Origin of the sequence: Amycolatopsis sp. SID8362, from assembly GCF_010550475.1 — a bacterium.
In the GTDB taxonomy this organism is placed as follows: domain Bacteria; phylum Actinomycetota; class Actinomycetes; order Mycobacteriales; family Pseudonocardiaceae; genus Amycolatopsis; species Amycolatopsis eburnea.
On sequence record NZ_JAAGNB010000712.1, the window covers coordinates 1 to 1,613 of the forward strand.

2 protein-coding genes are annotated in these 1,613 nt (G+C 74.5%); one reads left to right on the forward strand and one right to left on the reverse strand.

Annotated features, from left to right (window positions below):
• The coding region (locus tag G3I65_RS21940; RefSeq protein WP_160697775.1) for an alpha-amylase family glycosyl hydrolase at positions 1-1,213 on the reverse strand (1,213 nt) is incomplete at its 3' end.
• 40 nt (positions 1,214-1,253) lie between these two features.
• Between G3I65_RS21940 and G3I65_RS21945 the strand changes: the two genes are divergently transcribed.
• The coding region (locus G3I65_RS21945) for a class I SAM-dependent methyltransferase (RefSeq protein ID WP_309235615.1) at positions 1,254-1,613 on the forward strand (360 nt) is incomplete at its 3' end.

The following is a 1,613-nucleotide window of genomic DNA, read 5'->3' on the forward strand; positions in this document are numbered from 1 at the left end:
ACGGCGGTGCCGAACCGGACCACGGCAGCGGCACGCGGCAGCCGTCGCGGCCGCGCCGGGTGTGGCCGGAACGCTCCCACGTCGGGTCGGCGAGCACCTCCTCCGGCAGGTCCTCGACCTCCTCCAGCCCCAGCTCCTCGCCCTGGTACAGGTAGGCGCCGCCGGGCAGGGCGAGCATGAGCAGCGCCGCGGCCCGGGCCCGGCGCGGGTCGCCGAAGCGCGTCACGTGCCGGACGACGTCGTGGTTGGACAGCACCCACGTCGCGGGCGCGCCGACCGCGCCGAGGGCTTCGAGCGTCCGGTCGATCACCTCGCGCAGTGCGGCGGCGTCCCAGTCGCAGCGCAGGAAGTCGAAGTTGAACGCGGTGTGCAGCTCGTCGGGGCGGACGTACCGGGCGAGGCGGTCCGGCCGGTCGACCCACGCCTCGGCGACGAACACCCGGTCCGGCCCGAACTCGCCGGCCACCTTCCGCCACGCGCGGTAGATGTCGTGGACGCCGTCGAGGTCCCAGTGCGGGTGCCGGCTGCGATCCGGCGGCTGCGCGATCTCCTCGTCGTCGGCGCCGAGGTCGGGGAACGCCGGGTCCTTGAGCAGGCCGTGGGCGACGTCGATGCGGACGCCGTCGACGCCGCGCGCGAACCAGAACCGCAGCAGGTCTTCGAATTCGGCCCGGACTTCGGGGTTGTCCCAGTTCAGGTCGGGCTGCTCCGGCGCGAACAGGTGCAGGAACCACTCGCCGTCGGCGGCGCGGGTCCAGGCGGGGCCGCCGAAGACGCTGCGCCAGTCGGTCGGCGGCAGCTCGCCGCCGGGGCCGCGGCCCGGCCGGAAGTGGTAGCGCGCGCGTTCGGCTGAGCCGGGCTCGGCGGCGAGCGCGGCCCGGAACCAGCGGTGGCGGTCGGAGGTGTGGTTCGGCACGACGTCGATCAGCACCCGCAGCCCGAGCCGGTGCGCTTCGGCGACCAGCTCCGGCACGTCGTAGTCGCTGCCGAACAACGGGTCGGCTTCGCGGTGGTCTTCGACGTCGTACCCGCCGTCGACCATCGGCGAGCGGTACCACGGCGTGGTCCACACGGCGTCGATGCCGAGTTCGGCCAGGTACCCCAGCCGGGAGCGCAGACCGGCGAGATCACCGGTGCCGTCGCCGTTCGAGTCGGCGAAGCTGCGTACGTAGACTTCGTAAACCACGGCGTCCCGCCACCAATTCGCGTCCATGGCACCGAGTATCCGGGACCCGGTGGCCTACGCTCGGCGGGTGACCTGGGAGTGGGACGCGACCCTGTACGCCGGCAGCGCCCCGCACTACGTCCGCGGCCGGCTCCCGTACCCGGCGGCGCTCGGCACGGCGTTCGCCGCCGAACTGGGGCTGGACGGCTCGGGGCGGCTCCTCGACGTCGGCTGCGGACCGGGCTCGCTGACCGTGCTGCTGGCGCCCTACTTCGCCGAAGCGGTCGGGCTCGACGCGGACGCGGACATGCTCCGCGAAGCCGCCCGGCGCGCGCCCGGGAACTGCCGGTGGGTGCACCGGCGGGCCGAAGAGCTGCCGGCCGGGCTCGGGCGGTTCCGGCTGGTGACGTTCGCCCAGTCGTTCCACTGGCTGGACCGGCCGCGCGTG